The 23,072-nt window shown below is 64.2% G+C and carries 21 protein-coding genes; 9 read left to right on the forward strand and 12 right to left on the reverse strand.

Annotated features, from left to right (window positions below; translation table 11 throughout):
* Window position 1: 1 nt before the first annotated feature.
* Genes trmD through rpsP form a run of 4 tightly spaced genes read right to left on the reverse strand, consistent with a single transcriptional unit; the run spans window position 2 to window position 1,957 of the window.
* Window positions 2-715 (reverse strand): tRNA (guanosine(37)-N1)-methyltransferase TrmD, encoded by a 714-nt coding sequence (gene trmD / locus ACW5CM_RS12005; protein WP_438254667.1) that lies wholly within the window; start codon window positions 713-715, stop codon window positions 2-4.
* A 20-nt stretch (window positions 716-735) separates the two neighbouring features.
* Window positions 736-1,317, reverse strand: a complete 582-nt coding sequence (gene rimM, locus ACW5CM_RS12010) for a ribosome maturation factor RimM (RefSeq protein WP_438254669.1) — start codon at window positions 1,315-1,317, stop codon at window positions 736-738.
* The gene (locus tag ACW5CM_RS12015; RefSeq protein WP_438254670.1) at window positions 1,301-1,531 is read right to left on the reverse strand and encodes an RNA-binding protein; all 231 of its coding nucleotides are present in this window, start codon (window positions 1,529-1,531) and stop codon (window positions 1,301-1,303) included. Before ACW5CM_RS12015 ends, rimM begins: the two co-directional genes overlap by 17 nt.
* A 6-nt stretch (window positions 1,532-1,537) precedes the next feature.
* Window positions 1,538-1,957, reverse strand: a complete 420-nt coding sequence (gene rpsP, locus ACW5CM_RS12020; protein WP_438254671.1) for a 30S ribosomal protein S16 — start codon at window positions 1,955-1,957, stop codon at window positions 1,538-1,540.
* A 210-nt stretch (window positions 1,958-2,167) separates the two neighbouring features.
* Between rpsP and ACW5CM_RS12025 the strand changes: the two genes are divergently transcribed.
* Window positions 2,168-3,313: a glutamate--cysteine ligase gene (locus ACW5CM_RS12025; protein WP_457125122.1), complete on the forward strand. Its 1,146-nt coding sequence runs from the start codon at window positions 2,168-2,170 to the stop codon at window positions 3,311-3,313.
* Here the strand turns inward: ACW5CM_RS12025 and glpK are convergent, their stop codons facing one another.
* Window positions 3,314-4,813: a glycerol kinase GlpK gene (gene glpK, locus ACW5CM_RS12030; protein WP_457125123.1), complete on the reverse strand. Its 1,500-nt coding sequence runs from the start codon at window positions 4,811-4,813 to the stop codon at window positions 3,314-3,316.
* Window positions 4,814-4,914: 101 nt separating this feature from the next.
* Window positions 4,915-5,880 (reverse strand): sugar-binding transcriptional regulator, encoded by a 966-nt coding sequence (locus ACW5CM_RS12035; RefSeq protein WP_438254674.1) that lies wholly within the window; start codon window positions 5,878-5,880, stop codon window positions 4,915-4,917.
* A 90-nt stretch (window positions 5,881-5,970) separates the two neighbouring features.
* On the opposite strand from ACW5CM_RS12035, the gene ACW5CM_RS12040 reads away from it, so the two are divergent.
* Window positions 5,971-7,692, forward strand: coding sequence for a glycerol-3-phosphate dehydrogenase/oxidase (locus ACW5CM_RS12040; RefSeq protein ID WP_457125124.1), 1,722 nt, complete (start codon window positions 5,971-5,973; stop codon window positions 7,690-7,692).
* Window positions 7,693-7,751: 59 nt separating this feature from the next.
* Here ACW5CM_RS12040 and ffh read toward each other — a convergent pair whose 3' ends face one another.
* Together ffh and ACW5CM_RS12050 are read right to left on the reverse strand one after the other, a co-directional pair.
* Window positions 7,752-9,302 (reverse strand): signal recognition particle protein, encoded by a 1,551-nt coding sequence (gene ffh, locus ACW5CM_RS12045; protein ID WP_439254684.1) that lies wholly within the window; start codon window positions 9,300-9,302, stop codon window positions 7,752-7,754.
* 78 nt (window positions 9,303-9,380) lie between these two features.
* Window positions 9,381-9,968: a TetR/AcrR family transcriptional regulator gene (locus ACW5CM_RS12050; protein WP_457125125.1), complete on the reverse strand. Its 588-nt coding sequence runs from the start codon at window positions 9,966-9,968 to the stop codon at window positions 9,381-9,383.
* 80 nt (window positions 9,969-10,048) lie between these two features.
* On the opposite strand from ACW5CM_RS12050, the gene lipB reads away from it, so the two are divergent.
* Window positions 10,049-10,687, forward strand: coding sequence for a lipoyl(octanoyl) transferase LipB (gene lipB / locus ACW5CM_RS12055; protein WP_457125195.1), 639 nt, complete (start codon window positions 10,049-10,051; stop codon window positions 10,685-10,687).
* Window positions 10,684-11,670, forward strand: a complete 987-nt coding sequence (gene lipA / locus ACW5CM_RS12060; RefSeq protein WP_457125126.1) for a lipoyl synthase — start codon at window positions 10,684-10,686, stop codon at window positions 11,668-11,670. The genes lipB and lipA overlap by 4 nt, the downstream gene beginning before the upstream one ends.
* Window positions 11,671-11,718: 48 nt before the next feature.
* Here the strand turns inward: lipA and ACW5CM_RS12065 are convergent, their stop codons facing one another.
* From ACW5CM_RS12065 to smc, 3 genes are all read right to left on the reverse strand, one after another.
* On the reverse strand, window positions 11,719-12,219 hold the full coding sequence (locus ACW5CM_RS12065; protein ID WP_438254683.1) for a DUF2004 domain-containing protein: 501 nt from the start codon (window positions 12,217-12,219) through the stop codon (window positions 11,719-11,721).
* Window positions 12,220-12,240: 21 nt separating this feature from the next.
* Window positions 12,241-13,116: a signal recognition particle-docking protein FtsY gene (gene ftsY / locus ACW5CM_RS12070; RefSeq protein ID WP_438254685.1), complete on the reverse strand. Its 876-nt coding sequence runs from the start codon at window positions 13,114-13,116 to the stop codon at window positions 12,241-12,243.
* Between the two features lie 150 nt (window positions 13,117-13,266).
* The gene (gene smc, locus ACW5CM_RS12075) at window positions 13,267-16,818 is read right to left on the reverse strand and encodes a chromosome segregation protein SMC (RefSeq protein WP_457125127.1); all 3,552 of its coding nucleotides are present in this window, start codon (window positions 16,816-16,818) and stop codon (window positions 13,267-13,269) included.
* A gap of 479 nt (window positions 16,819-17,297) precedes the next feature.
* Here smc and ACW5CM_RS12080 point away from each other — a divergent pair, with 479 nt between their 5' ends.
* The 5 genes from ACW5CM_RS12080 (at window position 17,298) to ACW5CM_RS12100 (ending at window position 21,893) form a co-directional block, all read left to right on the forward strand.
* Window positions 17,298-17,582 carry a hypothetical protein gene (locus ACW5CM_RS12080; RefSeq protein ID WP_439254690.1) on the forward strand — a complete coding sequence of 95 codons (285 nt, stop codon included), beginning with the start codon at window positions 17,298-17,300 and terminating at the stop codon, window positions 17,580-17,582.
* Window positions 17,583-17,597: 15 nt separating this feature from the next.
* Entirely contained in the window at window positions 17,598-18,686 is a 1,089-nt protein-coding gene (locus ACW5CM_RS12085) for a GNAT family N-acetyltransferase (RefSeq protein ID WP_457125128.1), read from the forward strand.
* Window positions 18,683-19,759 (forward strand): GNAT family N-acetyltransferase, encoded by a 1,077-nt coding sequence (locus tag ACW5CM_RS12090; protein WP_457125129.1) that lies wholly within the window; start codon window positions 18,683-18,685, stop codon window positions 19,757-19,759. The genes ACW5CM_RS12085 and ACW5CM_RS12090 overlap by 4 nt, the downstream gene beginning before the upstream one ends.
* A 122-nt stretch (window positions 19,760-19,881) precedes the next feature.
* A complete protein-coding gene (locus ACW5CM_RS12095) occupies window positions 19,882-20,577 on the forward strand; it encodes an ABC transporter ATP-binding protein (RefSeq protein WP_438254694.1) in 696 nt (231 codons plus the stop codon).
* Window positions 20,574-21,893: an FtsX-like permease family protein gene (locus ACW5CM_RS12100; RefSeq protein ID WP_457125130.1), complete on the forward strand. Its 1,320-nt coding sequence runs from the start codon at window positions 20,574-20,576 to the stop codon at window positions 21,891-21,893. The genes ACW5CM_RS12095 and ACW5CM_RS12100 overlap by 4 nt, the downstream gene beginning before the upstream one ends.
* A gap of 38 nt (window positions 21,894-21,931) precedes the next feature.
* Here the strand turns inward: ACW5CM_RS12100 and ACW5CM_RS12105 are convergent, their stop codons facing one another.
* Complete coding sequence (locus ACW5CM_RS12105) at window positions 21,932-23,068, reverse strand: hypothetical protein (protein ID WP_457125131.1); 1,137 nt, start codon at window positions 23,066-23,068, stop codon at window positions 21,932-21,934.
* Window positions 23,069-23,072: the final 4 nt, after the last annotated feature.

Raw genomic sequence — 23,072 nt, forward strand, 5'->3', positions numbered from 1 at the left:
TTCAGTCGCCGAGCAGATCGGGGCGTCGAAGTCTCGTCCGCTCAAGCTGCTGCTCGCGCCGCCATTTCGCGATCGCTCCGTGATTGCCGCTGAGCAGAATCTCGGGCACCGCACGGTCACGCCAGAGCGAGGGCTTAGTGTATGAGGCGTACTCGAGCAGCCCGTCCTCGTGCGACTCCTCGACCAGGCTCTCGGGGTTACCGACGACGCCGGGAATCAGGCGTCCAACAGCTTCGATCATCGCCATCGCAGCGACCTCGCCGCCATTGAGCACATAATCGCCCAGGCTGACCAAGCGCACTTCCCCGACAGTCGCGGCGTACTCGAACACCCGCTCATCGATACCCTCATAGCGACCGCAGCCGATGATGAGGTGCTCACGCTGTGCAAATTCACGCGCAGTGCTCTGTCGGAAGACTTCGCCTGCCGGCGACGGAAAGATGAAGGTCGGCTGCGTCGTCGATGCGGTCGCCAGGTCGTCAATGGCACGAGCCCAGGGTTCAGGCTTCATCACCATGCCGGCGCCGCCTCCGTAGGGCGTGTCGTCCACTGTGCGGTGCCGGTCGTCGGTCCAGTCGCGGAGATCGTGCACATGCAGATCAAGCAGTCCGCTTTCGCGCGCTTTGCCCAGCAGGGAAAGCGTCAGCCCGTCGAAGTACGACGGGAAGATCGAGACGACGTCGATGCGGTGGGCTGAGCCAGGCGATGAGTGCATGCGTTGATCGTAGTGATCGATCATTCAGCTGTGGCGTCGGGAAGCTCTTCGAAGAGGCCAGGAGGCGGGGTCACAACGACACGGCCACCGGACACATCAACGGACGGAACGATGGCTTCCACGAAGGGAACCATGATGTCCTGCTCACCGGCTTTGACGATCAGCAGGTCCTGCGCAGGCATGTGCTCGACCCGGACGACCTTGCCGATAACGACATCATCACGCACGACATCGAGGCCGACCAACTGATGGTCGTACCAGGCGTTGTCCTCGGTTTCGTCAACATCCTGATCGATCCAGAGGATCGCGCGCACGAGACCCTCGGCGCTATCGCGGTCATCGATGCCGTCAAAAAACACCACGGGATTGCCGTTCATCACCCGGTACTCGCGGACAACGACGGTCTTGCGGTGCCACGGAGATGCCTCGGGCACCTGCAACGTGAACTCGGCCCCGGTGACGAAACGTCGCTCAGGGTTATCGGTGTACAGCTCCAGCTTCAGCGCGCCTTTGAGGCCGTGAGCCTTGACAAGGCGTCCGACGCGCAGCTGGTTCTTGCCCTGGTTTCGTTCTGTCGACACCACGTCAGTCGTCCGCGACATCAACGCGAACCCGACGCCCATCAGCCAGAGCCGTGATGAGCGTACGCAGTGCCTTTGCGGTGCGTCCGCCGCGCCCGATTACGCGCCCCCGGTCGTCGGGGTGCACGCGCACCTCGAGCAGATCGCCTCGCGGCGAGTTGGAAGCTTCGATGCGAACATCGTCGGGGTGATCAACGATCCCCTTGACGATGTGTTCGAGCGCGGCGGCAAGCACAGCGAATTACTCGGCGTCGGCTGCGGGGGCCTCAGCGGCCTCCGCGTCGGCTGCGGCGGTCGGCTCAGCGGCCTTCTCTGCCTTGGGCTTCACGACGGACTTCTTCGAAGCGTCGATCTCGAACGGAGCCTTGGGCTCTGCAACCTGGACAGTGGACTTCGCGTCCTTGTCACCCTTGAACTTGCCCCAGTCGCCCGTGAGCTTGAGGAGCGCAGCAACCTGCTCGCTCGGCTGTGCGCCGACGGAGAGCCAGTACTGTGCACGCTCCGAGTCGACCTCGATGAACGAGGGCTGCTCGGTCGGGTGGTACTTGCCGATTTCTTCGATGACGCGGCCATCGCGCTTGGTGCGCGAGTCGGCGACGACGATGCGGTAGTAAGGCGCACGGATCTTGCCCATGCGCTTGAGACGAATCTTTACAGCCACGATTCTCCTGAATTGTGTGGAAGGAAACGAACTGATCGCCTGGAGAGTGGGGTGCACAACCCGGCGGAAGCTCTAATGAGTGAACGCGATCTGGATAGAGGGTCGAGAACGTCGTTCGACCTTCTATTCTGCCAGATGCCGGAGGCAGTCGCGAAACCTCAACACTCAGGGTCCAGGCGTGTCGCCGCATCTGCGTGTCAGAATGTGCACGTGCAGCAAGAATTCGCGCCCTCGCCACGCTCCACTGTGGGTCTGGAATGGGAGGTCATGCTCGCTGATCCGAGCACAGGTGATCTCGCCGGGCGGGCGCCTGAACTGCTCGAGGCGCTGGAGGCCGAGAGCGAACCGGAGCGGCATACCGTCACCGGCGAGCTGCTCACCAACACCATCGAGGTCACCAGTGGCATCGGCACGTCGGTGTCCCAGGCGATCGGCGACATCGCCCATGCCATCACCGCTGTTCGCGCGGCGACGGATCCCGCCGGTATTGAACTGCTGTCGGCCGGCAGTCACCCTTTCGCGCAGTGGTTCGATCAGCAGGTGACCGACAAGTCCCGCTATCACCGGATGATCGAACGCACCCAGTGGTGGGGCCGCAACATGATGATCTGGGGCATCCATGTGCACATCGGCGTGGAAGATCGCGACAAGGTGTTCCCGATCATCAATGCGCTGGCCTGTTTCCTGCCGCATCTGCAGTCGCTGGCGGCGTCCAGCCCGTTCTGGGCGGGTGAGCGCACCGGATATGCCTCGAACCGCGCCCTGGTGTTCCAGCAGCTACCCACAGCAGGCTTGCCCTGGCCGTTGCAGAGCTGGGCCGAGTTCGAACGCTACCTGGGCGACATGACCCGCACCGATGTGATGGCCGATGCTTCCGAGATTCGCTGGGATATTCGCCCGGCACCGCGTTGGGGCACGATCGAGGTGCGTGCCTGCGACGGTTTGTCGACGCTCACCGAACTCGCCTCCGTCGCGGCGCTCGTGCAGGTTCTCGTCGAGCATTTCTCGCGGATACTGGATTCCGGTGAGCCGCTGCCGCAGATGCCGGCCTGGTTTCACCGCGAGAACAAGTGGCGTGCGGCTCGGTATGGTTTGGACGCCCGACTAATAATCGATGCCGACGGCTCACAGCAGCCGGTACGAGATCATCTGCGGGAGCAGATCGCTGCGCTCACCCCAGTGGCGAGAGATCTGGGGTGCGAGTCCGAGCTCGCATCCATCCACACAATCCTCAGCGAGGGTGCCAGCTATGAACGTCAGCTCGCTGTTGCGGATGCCGCGGACGGCAATCTCCACGAAGTCGTACAGCACCTCATCCGTGAGTTCCGCTCCGGGCCCGGAGTGCCAGTGATCTGACTAGTCCTCGTCGACCCAATCGAAAGTGCGGGTCACGGCTTTGCGCCAGCGAGCGAGTCTCCGCTCACGCTCGTCGTCGTCGATGCTGGCACTCCAGCGCTGGTCCTCCCGCCACATGGATCTGAGCTCGTCCAGATCGCTCCACACCCCGACAGCAAGGCCGGCGGCGTATGCCGCGCCCAGAGCCGTCGTCTCGATCACAGCGGGTCGGATGACGGGAACGCCGATGATGTCGGCCTGAAGCTGCATCAGCGTGGCATTGCCGACCATGCCGCCATCGACCCGCAACTCCTGCAATGTGACGCCGGTGTCAGCGGTGACGGCATCCAGCACCTCACGGGTTTGGAAGGCCACGGCTTCGAGAGCGGCGCGGGCGATATGCCCCTTGTTCGCGAAACGGGTGAGGCCGAGAATCGCGCCACGCGCGTCCGGCCGCCAGTACGGCGCGAACAATCCGGAGAAGGCCGGCACGATGTAGACGCCGCCATTGTCTGGCACAGTCAACGCAAGCTCTTCGACCTCGGGGGCTTCCGAGATCAAGCCGAGGTTGTCACGCAGCCACTGCACGAGGGAGCCGGTGACGGCGATGGAGCCTTCCAGTGCGTAGCGGGGCGGCTCCTCACCAAGCTGATACGCCACCGTGGTGATCAGGCCGTTGTCGCTGGCGACGATGTCTTCGCCGGTGTTGACGATGAGGAAGTTGCCCGTGCCGTAGGTGTTCTTCGACTCGCCCAGATCGAACGCGGCCTGCCCGAAGGTTGCAGCCTGCTGGTCGCCGAGGATCGACGCGATCGGCGTGCCCTGCAGCGTTGTGCTGGCAGCTTCGCCATATACCTCGGACGAGGATCGGATGTTCGGAAGCATTGAGCGCGGGACGCCGAAGGCGGCCAGCAGCGATTCGTCCCAGTCGAGTGTGCGCAGGTCCATCAACAGCGTGCGGCTCGCGTTGGTCACATCTGTGACGTGAACCCCGCCCTCTGATCCTCCGGTGAGGTTCCACAGCACCCAGGCGTCGGTTGTTCCGAACAGCAGCTCCCCGCGTTCTGCGCGCTCGCGAGCTCCGTCGACGTTGTCCAGAGCCCAGGCGATCTTGGAAGCCGAGAAGTACGTTGCCAGCGGCAGCCCCGTTGTTTCGGCGAAACGACGCACTCCGCCGTCGGCTGCGAGCTCATCGATGAAGGGCTGGGTGCGGGTGTCCTGCCAGACGATCGCGTTGCAGATAGGCTCGCCGGTCGCGCGATCCCACACGACGGTGGTCTCGCGCTGGTTCGTGATGCCGATCGCAGCGACATCGGCAGCCGTGATGCCGGCCTGTGCGACAGCCTCATCGATGACGAGCTGGACGTTCTGCCAGATCTCGCTGGCGTCGTGTTCGACCCACCCAGCTCGGGGGAAGATCTGTTCGTGCTCTCGCTGACCGGTTGCGACGATCGCGCCCTTGTGGTCGAAGACGATGGCGCGTGTGCTCGTGGTGCCCTGATCGATGGCGACGATGTGCATAGGTGTTCTCTCCAGCCGGTGACGGCATTGTCTGCTCTGCAACAGCCTAGAAGAAGACGGACGTGTGACTCAGCCGTGATGCACGAATGTGCAAGCGCTACTCACGAAGCGACCAACTGCTCGGCAAGATGTTCGTCCAGAACCAGATCAGTGATCAGTCTGGTCGCGATCGCCCCGCGCAGGCTCGGCAGCTTCTGTGCGCCCGAAACCACGCAGATTCGCCGCGATGATCGAGCCAAGACCGAGAAAGCCGGCCCGGTCGCACGGCTGTTCAGCTGGATGTCGCGCCAACTGCCGTCTGGCCGGTAGAACACGGTCGCGATGTCGCCGACGACATGCTCATCGCGCAGGCTCCGGTAATCGGCCTTCTCCAGGTATCCCCCGATGTACACGCGGCTCGGGATCTCGGCGAACGGCGACCCGAGACCAAACAGGATCACGTCGGCGCGCGCCTGCAGGTCGAGGACTCGCCGGGTACTGCGCTCACGCCACATCGCCTCTTTCGTGGCCGGGTCATCGAAGAACGCCGGTACCGGAAACTGCTGGATGCTGGCGCCGAACGCCTGCCCGAACCGGTGCAGGATCTCACTGGCGTAGTCGACGCCGGTCGTGAACGTATTCCCAGCGCCGTTGAGTTGCACGACCGTCGAGTTATGCGTGTCTTTCTTCGGCAAATGGCGACTGATCGCGTCAAGCGTTGATCCCCAGGCGATGCCGAGCGTCATGTTCGACTCGAAGTACAGCGGCAGCTGACGGGCAGCGCTCATGGCTACGCGTTCGAAGCGTTCGACATCGGACAAACCCTGCGGGGTCGGCACAACGTGTGCGGCGATGCCGAAACGCGTCCGGATGGCCTCTTCCAATCGCAGCTCCTGCTCCTGCGGCGGGTGAATCTGAATCTCGACCAGGCCCGTGTCTCGTGCATGGGTCAGCAGCCGCGAGATGGACGAGCGCGACGTCGCCAGTTCTCGAGCGATGGCATCCATCGTCATGTCCTGCAGGTAGTACATCTGGGCCGCGCGCAGCGCAGAGGCCGCCCGCGGATCACTCGCTGGCCGCTCGACCATGGAAGCCTCCTTGCACGTTCGTGCATCTCACTTGCGCAGTTGTGCTGACACGCTCAGGATATACCGTGAAGGCCCAGCAAGGAGAGACACATGAGCGCTGCCATCACGACCCCGATCGAACGCGACAACGTCCGCGCCGCACGAGAGAGCGGCCGCACGAGCGTTGTCGTCATCGGTGCTGGAATCAACGGCATCGCCACGTTCCGTGACCTCGCGATGCAGGGCGTCGACGTGCTGCTGGTCGAGCGCAATGACTTCGCATCTGGCGCGACCGCGGCTTCGAGCCACATGATCCATGGCGGCATCCGCTATCTGGAGAACGGCGAGTTCCGGCTCGTCAAGGAGTCCGTCCAGGAGCGCAACGGTCTGCTCAAGGTCGCCCCGCACTACGTCAAGCCCCTGCAGACCACAATTCCGATCTACTCGACCTTCTCCGGCATCCTCGCGGCGCCCCTGCGCTTCCTCACCCACAAACAGGGCAAGCCTCAAGAGCGCGGTGCGTTCCTGATCAAGATCGGCCTCACCCTCTACGACACGTTCTCCCGCGACGGCGGTTCGGTCCCCCGGCACCGTTTCCTCGGCCGCAAGAAATCACTCGAGCAGCTGCCCAAGCTCGACAAGAACATCAAGTACACGGCCACCTACTACGACGCGTCTGTGCATGACCCGGAGCGGCTGGCGCTGGACGTGCTGCGCGATGGCGAGGCCGCTCATGACGGCGCCCACGCCCTGAACTATGTCGAAGCCGTCGGGCTGGATGACCAGGGCGTGCTGCTGCGCGACCGCGAGACCGGTAACGAGTTCCACATCACAGCCGACACTGTTGTGAATGCGTCAGGACCGTGGACGGATCTCACCAACGAGGCACTCGGAACCGATACGGCGTTCATGGGCGGCACCAAGGGATCGCACATTGTGCTCGACAATCCGGAGTTGCTCGAAGCGACCGCCGGACGCGAAATCTTCTTCGAGCACTCCGATGGGCGCATTGTCCTCATCTACCCGCTCAAGGATCGCGTGCTCGTCGGCACGACCGATCTCGAGGCAGATCCCCGCGAGCCCGCCCGCTGCACCGAGGAAGAGGTTCAGTACTTCTTCGACCTGGTCGGCCATGTCTTCCCCACTATCGCCGTCGACCGCTCGCAGATCGTCTATCGGTACTCGGGCATCCGCCCCCTGCCGCACCACGATGACACTGCACCCGGTTTTGTGTCGCGTGACTACCGCATCGAGCGACGCAAGGACGCAGGTTCCCCCGCCGTGTTCAGCCTCGTCGGCGGCAAGTGGACGACGTTCCGTGCGCTCGGAGAGAACCTCGCGAATCACGTGTTGGAGGAGCTGGGGCGCGAGCGCGTCGCCAGCACCGTGGGCGTGCGCATCGGCGGCGGAAACGGCTACCCGAAGACGCCACGACGCAAGATCGAGTGGCTGCGTGACAACGTCGGCGACACCGCCCGAGGCCGTGTGCTCTTCACCCGCTACGGCACGCGTGCCGCCGATGTCGCTGCGTTCATCGCCGAAGCCGAAGACGCTGCCGTGATCGGCGATGCGCTCTCCACCCGAGAACTGCTCTGGATGGTCGAGAACGAACAGGTCTGCCACGTCGCGGACGTCATCTTCCGTCGTACCAGCCTCGCCTTCACCGGCGATGCGGATGCCCAGGTCGTACAGACGATTGCTGAGGCGCTGGCGCCGCTGCTGCAGTGGTCTGCAGATCGCACCGCAGCAGAGATCGACGACACGCTCACGCAGCTGCGTGAGGCGCACGGCGTCGCTGTCGCTGTCGCTGTCGCGGAGATCGCCTCCAGCTGAGCCGTCTCGCAATGCGAAAGGAGCTCCCGCCGATTGGCGGGAGCTCCTTTTCGTGAAGGTCAGTTCTTACCGAAAAGCTTCTGAATCTCGGCGAGGTCGGCTTCGGTCGGAGCCGTCTGTCCGCCCAGTCCGAATCCGGAACCGGTGGCGGGCCCGGTCGGCAAGCCGGCATTCTCAGCTGCACGCTTTGCCGGGTTGCCCGAGCGGGACACGCTCTTACTCTTGCTCTTCTTGCCGCGCTTGGAGGAAGCACCGGGACGCCCCATACCGGGCATAGCACCCATCCCAGGGATGTTCGGGGTGCCACCGCGCGCGACGGTCTTCATCATCTTCGCAGCCTGGTCGAAGCGCTGCACGAGGGAGTTCACGTCGGTAACGGTCATGCCAGACCCCTTGGCGATACGCAGACGGCGCGAGCCGTTGAGCACCTTGGGGTTGTGACGCTCGCCCGGAGTCATCGAGCGGATGATCGCCTCGGTGCGGTCGATCTCCTTCTCATCGAAGTCTTCGAGCTGCTGCTTCATCTGGCCCATGCCCGGGAGCATCCCGAGCATCTTCTTCATCGAACCCATCTTCTTCATCTGCTGAAGCTGGTCGAGGAAGTCCTCAAGGGTGAAGGCCTCGTTCGCGAGTTTCTCGGCAACCTTCTGCGCCTCGTCCTCGTCGAAGGCCTCCTGGGCCTGTTCGATCAGGGTGAGGATGTCACCGAGGTCGAGGATGCGGCTCGCCATGCGGTCCGGGTGGAAGGGCTCGAGGTCATCGAGGCCCTCACCGGTGGAGGCGAAGATGATGGGGCGCCCGGTGACGGATGCCACAGAGAGGGCAGCTCCGCCTCGTGCATCACCATCGAGCTTGGAAAGGACAACACCCGTGAAGTCGACGCCCTCCTGGAAGGCCTTCGCCGTGTTGACAGCATCCTGACCGATCATCGCGTCGATGACGAACAGGACCTCGTCCGGGTTCGTGGCCTTGCGGATGTCGGATGCCTGCTTCATCAGCTCGGCGTCGACGCCCAGACGACCGGCGGTGTCGATGATGACGACGTCGTGCTGCTGACGGCGGGCGTGCTCCACGCCGTCACGTGAAACCTTCACCGGGTCACCGGTGCCGTTGCCCGGCTCGGGAGCGTAGATGGTGGCACCGGCTTGCTCGGCAACGACCTGAAGCTGGTTCACGGCGTTGGGGCGCTGAAGGTCGGCGGCTACCAGGAGCGGGGTGTGCCCGTCCTTCTGCAGCTGCTTGGCGAGCTTGCCAGCGAAGGTCGTCTTACCGGAGCCCTGAAGACCCGCGAGCATGATGACCGTCGGCGGAGTCTTGGCAAACTCCAGTCGCCGCTGCTCGCCGCCGAGGATCCCGACGAGCTCCTCGTTAACGATCTGCACGACCTGCTGCGCCGGGTTCAGTGCCTTGCTGACCTCATCGCCGAGAGCGCGTTCCCGCACCTTCGCCGTGAAGTCCTTGACGACAGCGAGTGCGACGTCGGCATCCAAAAGAGCGCGTCGGATCTCGCGGACGGTGCCGTCGACGTCGGCGGCAGTCAGCTTTCCCTTCGTGCGAAGGTTGCGGAAAGTCTCGGTAAGCCGATCGGAGAGCGTGCCAAAGGTAGCCATGGTGCTCTCGATTCTACGCGAGCGCGACCTCGAGCTCGACCTTGCGCGCGCCGCGAACTGGTTTCCTCCGCGAGCCGTTCAGATTCTCCATGGAAGTGCGTGAACGTCCGACATTGCCTCGTTCAACAGCGCCTCCAACGACCCACTGCCTGCTCCACGCTCGGCCCAGACGCGCAGTGATGACATCAGCGCTGCCGCGTAGGCGGCCCCGAGGATGTCGGCGCGGATCGCGCCGATGTCGGCACGGCATGCCGCCTCGGCAATGCCGGCGGCCAGTCGCGCTTGGCGAAGCCCGGTGTCACGCACGAGTTCTTCTTCCAGGCCCATCACAGTGGCGTTGCGCAGGGCGAGGGCAAGCGGATCCGGCGCGAAGTCCGTCATGACGCGCACGAGAATCGCACGCAACTCTGCTCCCCCGGCATCCGACCCGAGATTCGAAAACGCTGTCAGCGCCTGCTCGATCCGGGCGTCCAGCCCGGACCAGAGCACATCGCTCTTCGATGCGAAGTAGTTGAAGAAGCTTGAACGGCTGACGCCTGCGCGCTGAGTAATATCTGTGACCGACGTCGAGCCGTAGCCCTGCTCGAGGAAGAGCTCGCACGCAGCCTCGGCAAGCGTCTCTCGCGATGAGGCGCGGGGACGCCCGGCTCGAGGTTCATTTATCACCCTCTCACCGTACATCGCACGCCGATTCGACTCGCGAGATGTATTGTTAGACCGCATCCAACAATATGTGAAAGGTGATCATGCTCGACATCCTGACTCCGGGTCTCGCGCCAGACCTTGTCCCCTATCTCGACGGCTGGGCGCTGCAGCGCAGCATCCATCACGACGTCGTCGAGGGCGCTCGCCCGGACACGTTGGTCCTCCTCGAGCACGAGGCCGTCTACACAGCCGGCAAGCGCACAGAGGATCACGAGCGTCCGCAGGACGGCACACCTGTTATCGATGTCGATCGCGGCGGGAAGATCACCTGGCACGGCCCGGGCCAACTCGTCGGCTATCCGATCGTGCGTCTGCGCGAACCGATCGATGTCGTGGCACACGTGCGACGGCTCGAGCGCGTGCTGATCGATATTCTCCGGCCGCTCGGTGTGGATGGCTATCAGGTCGAGGGGCGCAGCGGGGTGTGGGTGCGCCGTCCGCTCTCGGAAGACAAGGTCGCGGCAATCGGCGTGCGCGTGCAGAACGGGGTGACGATGCACGGCTTCGCGATCAACTGCAACAACTCGCTCGCCGGCTTCGGCGGGATCATCCCGTGTGGCATCGCCGATGCCGGAGTCACAACAGTCAGTGAAGTAGTCGCTGCAGAGACCTCGCCCGCAGACCTTGTCACTGCTGTGGCCGAAGCGTTCCTCACCGAGTACTCGGCGGTGGCTGCATGAGCGCGCCAGAAGGGCGGAAGCTGCTGCGGCTCGAAGTGCGCAATGCCGAGACGCCGATTGAACGAAAGCCCGCGTGGATCAAGACCAAGGCGAAGCTGGGGCCCGAATACCAGGCACTGCACTCGCTCGTGAAGGACGAAGGCCTGCACACGGTGTGCCAAGAAGCCGGTTGCCCAAATATCTTCGAGTGCTGGGAAGACCGTGAAGCAACCTTCCTCATCGGCGGATCGCAGTGCACCCGTCGTTGCGATTTCTGCCAGATCGACACCGGCAAACCTGCCGCTTATGACACGGACGAACCGCGCCGCGTCGCCGAAAGCGTCGCCCGAATGGAGCTTCGTTATGCCACGGTCACCAGCGTTGCACGCGACGATCTTCCCGACACCGGGGCCTGGCTGAACGCCGAGACGGTACGGCGGATCCATGCGCAGAATCCGAACACCGGCGTCGAACTGCTCGCGAACGACCACGGTGGCGACCCCAACTTCCTCGGGGAGATCTTTGACGCCCGGCCCGAGGTATTCGCCCACAACGTCGAGACCGTGCCGCGCATTTTCAAGCGCATCCGCCCGGCGTTCCGCTACGAGCGCTCGTTGGGTGTGCTGACTCAGGCCCGCGATGCCGGCCTCATCACGAAGTCGAACCTCATCCTCGGCATGGGCGAAGAACCAACCGAAGTGATCGACGCACTGCAGGACTTACATGATGCGGGCTGCGACATCATCACGATCACGCAGTATCTACGCCCGACCCCGCGACACCTGCCGGTGGCACGCTGGGTGAAGCCGGACGAATTCGTCGAGTTCAAGCAGGAAGCCGAGCGAATCGGGTTCCTCGGGGTTCTGGCGGGTCCGCTCGTGCGGTCGTCGTATCGCGCCGGACGCCTCTGGGCGCAGTCGATGCTGTCGAAGGGACGCGAGATCCCACCGCACCTGGCGCACATCGCAGAAAGCGCGGATCTGGGCTTCGCGCAGGCCGTGTGATGACGCTCCGGGCAGCGCGTCGGCGCTGTCCGGAGTGGGCGGAAAGATTTAGTCGGCGCTCATGACCGATTGCACGGTGCCGTCTGAAGCGAGGTTCACCAGCAGGACTTCATCGGTCTCGTCAGCATCCAGCGCGTACTCGAGTACGGCGAACGGCTCGGATCCACCGTGCTCATCGGCCAAGATCGTCATGCTCATCAGTCGCAACGAGCGGATGATGTCGACCGAATCGTCACCGCTGACATCCACCAGGACCTCTGCGAGCTCATCGCCATAGGCTTCCTGCTGCTGCAGGATGTACTCGGTCACTTCGCTGGTGCGATCATCCACCTCCGCGAGCATTCCGCGCCGTGCCGTGGCATCCACATCCTCGAGTCCAGAGATCAACGAGGCTGCGATATCGAGAGCGTCCGGGGAAACATCATCCTGGTCCGGAGCGGTGAGGTCGACCGTCACCGACTGGTCGCCGAGGTCGACCGTCTCGGACCAAAAAATTGATCCGTCCGGCCCCGAGGACAAAAGCCCGAAGTAGTCGTGTTCGATCGCCATAACGCTATGAAACCAGTCCAATCACTGCCCGACAAGGGATGCCACGAAGACGTGCGGCGTGAAACCCGTGAGGTCGTCGATTCCCTCACCCTGACCGAGGAGTTTGACGGGGATTCCCGTTCGCTCCTGTACCGCCAGCACAAAGCCGCCCTTGGCTGAGCCATCAAGCTTGGTGAGCACGAGTCCGGTGACACCAGCATGTTCGAGGAACGATTCGGCCTGCATGACGCCGTTCTGTCCGGTCGTGGCATCCAGAACCAGAAGAACCTCGCTGATCGGTGCTTGCTTCTCGATGACGCGGCGGATCTTGCCGAGTTCATCCATCAGGCCGCCCTTGGTGTGCAGGCGCCCCGCGGTGTCGATGATTGCAATCTCGATGCCCTCGCGCTGTGCATACTCGATCGTCTGAAACGCGACGGATGCCGGATCTTGCCCCTCCTGCTGAGGACGAACGATCGCCGCTCCCCCGCGCTGGGCCCAGGTTGCGAGCTGCTCGACGGCCGCGGCACGGAAGGTGTCTGCGGCACCGACGACGACGCTGCGCTGGTATCCGCGCAGGAACTTCGTGAACTTCCCGATCGTGGTCGTCTTGCCGACGCCGTTGACGCCGACGACCAGCACGACAGCTGGGCGCTCCGTGAGCTTCAGCGTCGTGTCGAACTTCGCGAAGTGCTCTTCCAGCGTCTCGCGCAGCATCCGCTGCAGATCTTTCGGGTCGGTCGTGCGGTACTTCTCGACCTTGTCGCGCAGCTCGTCGACGATGCGCTCGGAAATGTCCGGCCCGAAGTCCGCCGTGATCAGCGCCGTCTCGAGGTCTTCCCACGTCGTTTCATCGATCGTGGGTTTGACGAACATGCCGCGCAGTGCGCGACCCAGGGACCAAGACTTCTCCGCCATGGCTCCAGCCTAGGCGGTGCTGCCTGGTGCCCGTGCCGATTTCCAGACGCTCGAGGGTCGCGGCGGCGTGTCGCACGTGCAGGTCGGCCGGACACGCCGTGGGCGAGTTTGGTCGTCTGGGATTTGGGCCGGTCTGCGGATGCTCTTCGCTCAGCTTGCGGCAGCGGCGCGGTCTCCCACGCGCTGGCCGACAACCGCCGAGACGCCGTCCTGGCGCATGGATACGCCGTACAGGGCATCGGCGATCTCCATCGTGCGCTTCTGGTGCGTGATCACCAGCAACTGCGAACTTTCCCTCAGCTGCTCGAACACGGTGAGTAGACGACCGAGGTTGGCGTCATCCAACGCGGCCTCGACCTCGTCCAAGATGTAGAACGGGCTCGGCCTGGCCTTGAAGATCGCCACCAGCAGCGCGACAGCGGCAAGTGACCGTTCACCACCAGAAAGCAGGGACAACCGCTCGATCTTCTTACCAACAGGCCGTACCGAGACCTCGATGCCCGTGGTGAGCATGTTGTCCGGATCAGTCAGGGAGATGCTTCCCGAACCGCCAGGGAACAGCAGGGGGAAGACCTCGCCGAAGGCGCGCTGAGTATCCTCGAACGCACTCGCGAAGATCGTCTGCATCCGTTCGTCGAGATCAGTGATGATCGTCAACAGATCCTGACGGGTCTGGGTGAGGTCGGCGAGCTGTTCCGTCAAGAATGCATGGCGCTGCTCGAGCGCGGCGAACTCCTCCAACGCCAGCGGGTTCACCCGACCGAGTTGGTTGAGCTTTCGCTGAGCTTCGGAGAGACGGCGTTCTTGGATGCGTCGGTCATACGGGATAGCGGTGGAATCCGCGCCGTCTTCCTCGGCGGTTACCGGCTCTGCCAGCGGGTCGCGCGGCACCGGCTGATCCGGCCCATATTCCGCAACGAGAATATCTTCGTCGAGCGCGAGTTCGGATGCCACGCGCTCCAGCAGACTGGTCAGATGCAGCTTTTTCTCATGGATCTGCAGCTCCAGCCCGTGCACGCTCTCGGTGAGCCCGGCAAGCCGCTCGCGAAGCGAAGTCTCCTGTGCACGGAACGCCGTCAACTCCTCGTTCTGCGCTGATCGAGCGCTCTCTGCCTCGCTCAGGCTGATGCGCGCTTCCGTCACCGAGCGGTCGATCGAATCCAGAACCCGCGGCAGTTCATCAGCCACAGCGGTCGCCGCTTCGCGCTGCGCCCGCCGGATCACGGCACGCCGCGCAGCTTCCGCCGCAGCATCCCGTTCCTGCTCCCGCTGGCGCTCCAGGCTCGCGGCCCTGGCCTGAGCTGCACGCACACGCTCACGCAGTGTCTCGATCTCCAACCGCGCACGCACTTCGTCTTCACGGGCGCTCTCCAGCGCTTCGAGCAGGCCGTCTCGGGCCGAGGCATCCAGCACTGGCCTCGGCGTTGCCTCAGCCGCTGCCAACTCAGCCGTCGTTGAAGCCGCTCCGGCCTCGGCATCCGCGACGGCTGCCTGCGCCTGCGCGAGCCCGGCCTCAAGCCGCTCGCACTCCGCAACAGCCGACTCATGACGAACGGTGACTCTGTTGACCTGCTCCGCGTGCGTCGCGAGCGCCGCATCGTGCTCACGCAGCGCCCGCAACGAATCCTTCGCCTGACGACGCGTGGTCTCCACCCGCTCCGAGGCATCCTCCCGCGCCGTGCGCAGTGAGTCGACGATCACGCGGACCTCGGCGAGCCGGTCCTGCGCCGCATCCCGTTCCGCGGCGAGCTCCAAGCGCGAGCGTTCCCCGCCCGATCCGGTTCGCAGCGTCTGTGCGGTGATGACATCACCGCCGGTTGTGACGATGGTGACGGTCGTGTTTACGAGCGCGTCCAGTGCCGCTCGCGCGCGGCGGGCTGCGTCAAGATCGTCAGCCACCAGTACATGAGAGAGCACCGCCAGCACACCAGCCGGGGCAGTGACGACCGACGTCGCCGCCGTCACGCCGGCAACCTCCGGCAGCACGGCCTCAGACGCCACAGCTTCAGCGGCAACGAAATCTACGACACCGAGTTTCTGCTCAACAGATTCTGCTGCCAGCGCGAAGGCTGCCGCCGAGTCGTCGACCAGCACGCCCTCGGCAAGCGGTCCGAGAACCGCGGCTATCGCAGCTTCAAATCCTGCCGTCACCTGTACGGAATCGCCGACCAGTCCCCGCACGCCCGCAGCGCCGGATTTCACCACCTCGGCCGCACCGCCCGAAAGCGACAGGGCGCTGCTCAGTGCCGATGCCTTCGCCGTCAGTGACTCCGCCTCGCGCTCAGCTGAGTGCAGCTTCTCCCGCAGCGCTTCCCGCTCGGTCTCGGCGGCAGTCGCTTCCCGCTGCGCAGTCTCATAGGCCGCGGCATGCTCAGCCGCGGTTCCTACGGGGGCTTCCGCTTCATCGATCTGTTCGAGCGCATCGGCCGCCTCACGGCGTCGTTCATGAGCCGCTTCGAGCGCGTTCTCCTGGCGCAGCACAGCGCCACGAACGGCAGCCAGTGCCGATGCCGCTGCCTCTGCCGTGCCGCGTAACGCAGTGATGCGCATGTCATGCTCGGAGACCAGTGCGCTCTGCTCGGCGATGTCCACATCGAGGGTGTCGAGTTCTGCCCTCGCGTTGATGACCTCGCGACTAGCGCTTGCCGCACCATCCTGAGCGTCACCGAGACCGGCCGATATCGCCGTGATCTCATCCTTGGCCTCGTCGATCATCGCCTGTGTCACCGTCACTGCGGTGACGGCAGCGTCGTCCGCGTCCGACCCCAGCAGCGCGAGCCGTTGGTTGGCCAGCGTGTAGAGCGACCGCATCCGCTCCTGTGCTTGTTCAAGGCCGAAAGTGATGCGCCGTGCCTCGTCGACGCCGGCCGAGTTCTGAGTAGCTTCGAGCCGAGCGATGCCGGCACGAACAGTATCGGCCTGATCTGTCAGCACCAGCCGCTCCGTGTGCCGCTCCTGCTCGGTGTGCGTATGGTCAGCCAGCGCGGTTCGCAGCGCGACGACGTCATCGGCGAAGATGCGCGCCTTCGCGTCACGGACGATGGCGGCGATCGATTGTGCTTCGCGGGCGATCTCGGCCTGCCGGCCGAGCGGCTTGAGCTGGCGCCGGATCTCGCCGGCGAGATCACTGAGCCGGGTGAGATTGGCCTCCATGGCGTCGAGTTTGCGGAGGGTCTTCTCCTTGCGCCGGCGGTGCTTGAGGATGCCGGCGGCTTCTTCGATGAACCCGCGACGATCCTCCGGCGATGCCTGCAGCACGGTGTCCAGACGTCCCTGCCCGACGATGACGTGCATCTCTCGACCGAGACCGGAGTCGCTGAGCAACTCCTGCACGTCGAGCAGCCGGCAGCTTGAGCCGTTGATCGCGTACTCACTGGAGCCGTTGCGGAACAGCGTGCGGCTGATCGTCACCTCGGCGAATTCGATCGGCAGAGCGCCGTCACTGTTGTCGATGGTGAGCTGCACTTCGGCACGGCCCAGAGGACCACGCGTGGATGTTCCGGCGAAGATGACGTCTTCCATCTTGCCGCCGCGCAGCGTCTTGGCGCCCTGCTCACCCATCACCCAGGCCAGGGCGTCGACGACGTTCGATTTGCCGGATCCGTTCGGTCCGACGATGCAGGTAACGCCGGGTTCGAACACGAAACTGGTCGGCTGTGCGAACGACTTGAAGCCCTTAAGCGTCAGGCTCTTCAGATGCATACGAGCACCACTCGTTCGGGAAGAATCACGCCTGAAGATTATCCGAAGCCGCCCCGGAATCCAGCATCCCGCGCGGCGCGACTCCGGATCCGCGACGACCGCGACACGCCGTAAAGACGGCAATTGCTTGACGTACGCTGTGCCTGCCCACTAAATTGACAAACCGGATCGCTCACGAAAGGAGGACGCTCATGATTACTTCAACTCTCATCGCTCACACCGCAGGCACTGCCGCGGATCGTGCGGAGAATCTGGCGTCCTCGTACTTCGGCATCCGTCCCAGCACGCTGTCGTAGCACCGCCATCTGAGATTCCTGGCCCGTAGTGGGCCTTCTCTGCCGGTCTACGCCGCCTCCGCATCGGTCGTCTCTCTTCGACCCTCTGCACCCCTTCTGGCCGCGTCTCATCTTTCGAGCGCACAGGCCTCTGCATCCGATCATCGGACTCTGCACCCATCTCTACACGAAACGAGCAACACCGTGAGTACTCGCACGCTGCTTCGCAGCACCGCCCACCCGCCATGTACCGAGGACCAGGAGATCCTCGAGATCACTGTTCCCAGCAACCGGCACGAACTCGCTCTGCGCGATCGGCTGTCATTGCGTATCGGCCTGTGGCTGCTAGTCCGTGCCCAGCGCCCGAACCGGCCGTCGAAGCCAGCTATGAGCCGTGAGCAAGTAATGCTCATGCTCGAAACACGCCGCACCGTCGAGCGTGAGGCGCTGGCCGTGGTCATGTACGACCTGCACCGCGTTCAGCGTTGATCGAAAGGATCAATCATGGCAATCACCCTCACCGACGCCGCGACGCTGCACCTGCTTCCTCTTCCGGAGGCGGGTGCAGCACCCACCGCGCTGATCCGCCAGTACGCGGACGTGCGCAATGCATCGATTCTCGAGACGAGCGGACGCGATGATGATGTTTTGCCAGTCGAGTCGTTACTGCCCGTGCTGTACTCGACGCGCGCTTCGCGCAGGCGTCAGTGGTACATCGAGCAGGACGGCTCGATGATCGGATGCATCAGGGCAGACATCCTGCAGGATGCCGATGGCGAATCCGCCATCGTTGTCATCGCTCTGCTTCAGAAGCACGGGGGCCAGGGCCTCGGCACTGCAGCGCTCGCTCACCTCGAATCGGAACTTCGAGAAGCCGGGGTTCGCAAGCTCCTGTGCTGGGTGGAGCACCACGGCGACGACACGGATGTGATCTGCTCGCCAACAGGCTTCGGATCTGTGCCCCGCGACAACGTCGCACATTTCCTCGAGCGCCGCGGGTTTGCGCTCGGTCAGGTCGAACGCGCCAGCGCTCTGACCTGGGATGCTGACACCGTTCACGGACTCGAGCGCGCGCGGGCCGCAGCCCAAGAGCACGCGCAGGACTACCGCGTCGTGCAGTGGCTGTCGCCAACGCCTGCCGAGTATGTTGACGGCTACGCGTGGATGAAGTCCCGAATGTCGACCGACGCCCCAGACGCCGATCTCGGAATGCCCGAGGAGATCTGGGATGCCGCACGGGTGGCAGAACTCGATGCGCGACAAACCGCGAAGGGCTTCACGATCCAGGTCACGGCCGCGCAGCACCTCGCCACCGGCGAGCTGTGCGCATTCAACGAGTTGGCGATGAGTATCAGCGATGCGTCCAGCGTCACCCATCAGTACGACACCCTCGTGCTGGCGGGGCATCGCGGCCATCGTCTCGGTGCCTTGGTGAAGACGGCCGGTCTCCTCGGATGGCACCAGAAGTTCCCTGCGTCCCCGCGCGTGGTCACCTACAACGCCGAGGAGAACCGCCCGATGCTTGACATCAACGAGGCCCTGGGCTTCGCACCGTTCGCCTATGAGGGCGCCTGGAAGAAAGATCTGACGTGAACGCACCCATCATCACCGACCTGGTGATTCCGGCATCCCTCGACACGATCGACGCTGCGGAATTTCGAGCGATGGTCGACCTCGGCAATTGGATGGCGCAACTCGACAGCGGCATCGACGATCTCGACGACACCCCCGAACAGCTGCTGCCTTCGTGGCGCGACCAGACCGACCGCACGCGGCGCGGTTTCATCGCACGGCGGGACGGTCAGATCGTCGGCGCCGCCGAGATCACAACGTCGAACGCCGCGGGAACGACCTCCGCAGAGATCGGATTCATGGCTCTTCCCGACGAGCTCGCGGGCGCCGTCGGCCAATCGCTGTTGGAGCGCGTCGAGCAGGAAGCGCGGGTACTCGAACGTTCCGCACTGCAGACGTGGTCGCTGCATCCCGCGGCCCAGGGCGAGCGGATGCTGACACCAGCGACCGGCTGGGGTGAGGTCGCATCCACGCCGCTCAGCGCGCTGCTTACAGCGAATGGCTACGCACTCGAGCAGGTCGAGCGCAACAGCGTACTCCCCCTCGACGGTCCGCTCATCGATGCTGAGCGCCGGCTTCGGGAGGCCTCAGCCATCGCTGGGGCAGATTACCGCGTCGTGAGTTGGACGCTGCCGACGCCTGCCGAGTTACGTGCCGGATACGGAAGCATGATCGCTCGTATGGCCACTGATGTGCCCAGCGGAGACCTCCTCATGGAGGCAGAGATCTGGGATGACGAGAAGGTTAGTCGCCGCGACATGCAGTTCGCCGCGGGTGGTCAGATGATGTCGGTCGCGGCGGTGATTCATGAGCCGACCGGTGCCATGGTGGCGTTCAACGAGCTGCTGGTCGGCGCGGATCGCGCGAGCGTCACCCATCAGTGGGGAACGCTCGTCGCGAAGGAGCACCGGGGCCGACGCCTGGGCACGATCGTGAAGTGTGCGAACCTGCTGCGGTGGAAGGAGCTGGCCCCGAAATCGCCCAAAGTCTCGACATTCAACGCGGAAGAGAATCGTCGGATGCTCGACATCAACGAGGCGATCGGCTTCGTGCCTGCTTCCTATGCCGGAGGGTGGCAGAAGCGACTCGGCTGAGGCCTGCCTGCTGACAGCCAGCCAGCCAGCCAGCCGAGGATCATCCTCGCGATGTACGCCCGGCCGGTTTGACACGACTGCAGATGGATGACCGCACGGGCACCGGCGACGAGGCTGGAGGTATGAATGATTTCGTCCTCGAAGCCTCCGGACTCACAAAGAGCTATGCGACAACCTCCGCCCTCGCCGGCGTGGACCTGCGTGTGCAGCGCGGCCAGTCGCTCGCAATCATGGGAGCGTCGGGATCCGGCAAGACGACGCTCTTGCACGTGCTTGCCGGCATCGTCACACCGGATGCCGGTGCCGTGCGCTTCATGCCCGCATCCGGCGCACCGATCGATGTGACCGGCGGGTCCGAAAGTGTACGTTCACGTCTGCGGCGCGAGCAGTTCGGTTTCGTCTTTCAGCAGGGTTTGCTGATGCCGGAGCTGACGGCCGTCGAGAACGTGGCGCTCGCGCTCATGATCAACGGCGTGAAGAAAACGGATGCCACAACCCAAGCCGCTTCGTGGCTGCACGCGCTCGGACTGGCAGGAAAAGAGGACAGCCGAATCGGCGAGCTCTCTGGCGGCCAGGCGCAGCGCGTCGCGATCGCCCGCGCTCAGGTGGCCGGCGCCGAGCTCGTTTTCGCAGATGAACCGACGGGAGCATTGGATTCACAGACCGGCGCCGAGGTGATGGATGCTCTGCTCTGGTCGACGACCGGCCAGGGCAAGACGCTGCTCGTCGTCACACATGATTCCGATGTCGCCGCGCGCTGCTCACAGACCCTGCACGTGCGTGACGGCCGTTTCGTCCAGAGCGGTGTCTCCGCATGAACGCGCGTGTCCTCGCTCTGCTACTGCGAACCTCGCCGGGAGACCGTGCCATCGTCGCCCTCCCCATCATCGCCTTCGGTGTTGTGACCGCACTCGTCCTGACGGTCATCGGCGGCGCACAGGCATTCTGGACGTGGACTGACCCTGACGCAGGGCTTTACCAAGCGCTCGCCGCAATCGCCGTCGTCCTGCTGATTGTCCCGCTGTTCACACTCGGCGGTGCGGCAGCTCGGCTCTCGGCACGGCGCAGGGATGAGAAGCTCTCGACGCTTCGGCTCCTCGGTGTCTCCCCCGCCGGTGTCGTCGCAGCGACGGTGATCGAGTCGACGTTGTTGGCATTCGCCGGTGCCGTTGCCGGGCTGCTCGGATACTTCGTTCTGGCCCCGCTGGTGGCTCTGATTCCTTTCCGTGGCGAAGCGCTGGGGATCGAATCAGTGTTGCTGCCAGCAATCCACATCCTCGCGGTCGTCATCGGGGTCGTTCTGCTCTCCGCGGTCAGTGCCGCGATCGGCCTGCGGCGCGTCGTCATCTCGCCGCTCGGCGTGCGGATGCGCACTGACGTGCCAAAAGTTCACTGGATTCGCGCGGTGTTCGCTGTGGCAGTGATCGCGGTGGCCATCGCCCTGATCCAGGTGTTCCCCCAGGTCGCGGGACTGGCGGTCACGATTCTCGTGGTTGCTGCGCTCTTCGGCGCAGTTCTCGCAGTGCTCAACCTCGTCGGCCCCTGGGTCCTGAAGTTGCAGGCGCGCCGACGCCTGAACCGTGCCCAGCGCCCCGAGCAACTGCTTTCTGCCCGTCATGTCTTGGAGTCTCCGAAGGCAGCGTGGCGACAGGTTAGCGGCGTGGCGATGACGAGTTTCGTCGCGGTCTTCGCCGGCACAGGCGTTTCGCTGATGGACACCATGAGCGGTGCTGAGGCGGATGCCAATCTCATGCTCGCCGTCGACATTCGCACCGGGCTCATCATCACGCTCGCTGCCTCGTTCCTGATGGTTGCTGTTTCCGTCGGCGTGAATCAGGCATCCAGCATCCTCGATCAGCGTGATCTGCATCGGAGTCTGCACTTTCTCGGCATGCCGTTGCGCACCGTCGATATTGCACGCCGCCAGTCGATGATGTCGCCGCTGCTGATGACGGCGATCGGATCGGCCGTGTGCGCCGCCGCGATGATGCTCCCGCTGATCGGCATCTCGATCATCGTCGCACCGTTGTCGCTGTTGACGATCGCCGCGGTTATCGCCGCCGGAATCGGACTCGTGTGGCTCGGCGCGCGGGTGACAACACCGTTGTTGGCGCGGGCATTCTCCGCGGCCTGACGGCCAGCATCGCCAGGGAGCGACCGCACGACCGTGCGTCAGTGGCCGTCGACGATCGACATGACCGCGGCGAACAGGAACAGCCCCGGGACCACGTACAGAAATGCGAGTATGGCGAACCAGCCGAGCGCTCCGAGCACGGCCGACCACCCCGTGCGACGATCGCTGAGCTTCAGCCGCTGACCGGCCGATCCGATCCTCGGTCTGGGCGCTGTCCACGATTGGTCGGATGCCTCAACCGCGGTTCGCGAGGCTGCCAGCGCTGACAATCCATCCTGGCCAGGCACGTTCTCGTCACGGTAGCGGGTCGCCGTTCGCACCAGGGGCGGCGCAGTTCCATGCAGTGCTGCATCGATCGCGAGCCAGGCGTGTGGTTTCGCGTAGTCTGCCGCTTCGGGTGCGAAAAAGACTACTGAATCGTCCACGATCTCGATGTTGAACGAACTCGCATGGTCAATGAGCGCCGCCATCACGTCGGGCGGGAGCACGAACAAGGCATCACGCTCGTAGCGTTCCGGCGCGAAAACCTGGAAGAACCTGTCGAAGTCGCCTTCCAGCGAGAGCCGCTGTGCAGGATCCACACGCACCGGCAGCCGTTTCGAGACTCCACCTGCCGCTTCGGAACCGAGGATGAGATGCGGCATCGGCACCGGAAGCTTCACGACCAGATAGTGCCAGATGTCGCCCCCACCGCGCCCGCGTCGCAGGTTGCCGAACTCGATCCCGTCTGCCACGAACCTCGGGTAGAAGAACGTCTCGTCATTGCCCACAGTGATCAGGGAGCGAAAGTGCGCACGACGTGTGGGCTGCGGCTCAAATCCGTTGGCCAGGGCTGTCAGCGTCTGCCGCCACTCCGTTATGCGGGAACGCGGTGACGGCGGCCGTTTGGACCACCGACTCAACCAAAAGGCACCGACGCACCAGAAGAGAAAAACGATGACGACGACCGCCATGTCGCGCACGTCAGCGGTTGTGATCCGATTGTCCTGGAGAGTGTCTATCCGTACCGCCAGGGTGAACCAGGCTAAGCAGAGATACCACAGCATCAGGCAGCGGTTCACGTGAACAAGCATCTGGCGCACCGTGGGCACCCAGCTCGGTCGGCCCTCCCTGCGAAGCCGAGCCATCGCCGCGGCGACATCAGCCTCCGGGGCGTTCAGCCACTGCAGATTCATGCCC

Source organism: Microbacterium wangyouchuni (assembly GCF_054072595.1).

Excerpts from the sequence above, each read along its gene's own strand:
- trmD (WP_438254667.1), bottom strand. The coding sequence starts at position 715 with ATGCACTCATCGCCTGGCTCAGCCCACCGCATCGACGTCGTCTCGATC.
- rimM (WP_438254669.1), bottom strand. The coding sequence starts at position 1,317 with ATGTCGCGGACGACTGACGTGGTGTCGACAGAACGAAACCAGGGCAAG.
- glpK (WP_457125123.1), bottom strand. The coding sequence starts at position 4,813 with ATGCACATCGTCGCCATCGATCAGGGCACCACGAGCACACGCGCCATC.
- ACW5CM_RS12035 (WP_438254674.1), bottom strand. The coding sequence starts at position 5,880 with ATGGTCGAGCGGCCAGCGAGTGATCCGCGGGCGGCCTCTGCGCTGCGC.
- ACW5CM_RS12040 (WP_457125124.1), top strand. The coding sequence starts at position 5,971 with ATGAGCGCTGCCATCACGACCCCGATCGAACGCGACAACGTCCGCGCC.
- ffh (WP_439254684.1), bottom strand. The coding sequence starts at position 9,302 with ATGGCTACCTTTGGCACGCTCTCCGATCGGCTTACCGAGACTTTCCGC.
- lipB (WP_457125195.1), top strand. The coding sequence starts at position 10,049 with ATGCTCGACATCCTGACTCCGGGTCTCGCGCCAGACCTTGTCCCCTAT.
- lipA (WP_457125126.1), top strand. The coding sequence starts at position 10,684 with ATGAGCGCGCCAGAAGGGCGGAAGCTGCTGCGGCTCGAAGTGCGCAAT.
- ACW5CM_RS12065 (WP_438254683.1), bottom strand. The coding sequence starts at position 12,219 with ATGGCGATCGAACACGACTACTTCGGGCTTTTGTCCTCGGGGCCGGAC.
- ftsY (WP_438254685.1), bottom strand. The coding sequence starts at position 13,116 with ATGGCGGAGAAGTCTTGGTCCCTGGGTCGCGCACTGCGCGGCATGTTC.
- smc (WP_457125127.1), bottom strand. The coding sequence starts at position 16,818 with ATGCATCTGAAGAGCCTGACGCTTAAGGGCTTCAAGTCGTTCGCACAG.
- ACW5CM_RS12085 (WP_457125128.1), top strand. The coding sequence starts at position 17,598 with ATGGCAATCACCCTCACCGACGCCGCGACGCTGCACCTGCTTCCTCTT.
- ACW5CM_RS12095 (WP_438254694.1), top strand. The coding sequence starts at position 19,882 with ATGAATGATTTCGTCCTCGAAGCCTCCGGACTCACAAAGAGCTATGCG.
- ACW5CM_RS12100 (WP_457125130.1), top strand. The coding sequence starts at position 20,574 with ATGAACGCGCGTGTCCTCGCTCTGCTACTGCGAACCTCGCCGGGAGAC.
- ACW5CM_RS12105 (WP_457125131.1), bottom strand. The coding sequence starts at position 23,068 with ATGAATCTGCAGTGGCTGAACGCCCCGGAGGCTGATGTCGCCGCGGCG.